A 728-nucleotide genomic window follows, 5' to 3' on the forward strand; every position below is an offset into this window, starting at 1 on the left:
GTTGGGTGTCGTCCTGGACGTCGTCGGCCGAGGCAACGACAGTGTCGTCCGTCGCCGGCTTTTCGTCCGGTGTCGGTGCGTCATGCTTGGGCAAAAAGACCTTGGCCAGCGTCTTGATCGGATTGTCATTGCCCTTGGCGATGAGATCGCCGCCGCCGCGCGTCGAGGCGCGCGGCAGATAGGTGGTGATCAGCGCGGCCATCTGGTTGTCGCGGCTGCGGCCGGAAGCGCCGCCCATCACCACCGCGACGAGGCGGCGGTCGCCGTCGGCGACGGAGGAGACGAGATTGTAACCCGACATGCGGGTGTAGCCGGTCTTGATGCCGTCGACGCCCTTGATGCGGCCAAGCAGGCGGTTGTGGCCGTTGATGCGCTGGCGGCCATACATGAACGAGCGTTGCGAGAAATAGCCGTAATATTGCGGGAAGTGCTCGCGCAGCGCTATGCCAAGCATCGCCATGTCGTGCGCCGTGGTGAACTGGCCCGGATCGGGCAGGCCGTTGGCGTTGCGGAAGACGGTGCCGTTCATGCCGAGCTGGCGCGCCTTGGCGGTCATCATGCGGGCGAAATTGTCCTCGCTGCCGCCGAGCAATTCGCCGAGCGCGGTGGCGGAGTCGTTGGCCGATTTCGTCACCATAGACAGGATCGCGGTCTCAACCGGAACCGAGCCGCCGGCGCGCACACCGAGCTTGGTCGGCGGCTGGGCCGCGGCATGCGCTGAGTAGGGC

The 728-nt window shown here is 66.2% G+C and carries 1 protein-coding gene; it reads right to left on the bottom strand.

Features of this window, described 5'->3' with window-relative positions; translation table 11 throughout:
* A partial coding sequence (locus EOA28_RS37570) for a D-alanyl-D-alanine carboxypeptidase family protein (protein ID WP_148671203.1) occupies window positions 1–728 on the bottom strand: 728 nt, incomplete at both ends.

It is taken from the genome of Mesorhizobium sp. M2A.F.Ca.ET.067.02.1.1 (genome assembly GCF_004023285.1).
GTDB lineage: Bacteria > Pseudomonadota > Alphaproteobacteria > Rhizobiales > Rhizobiaceae > Mesorhizobium.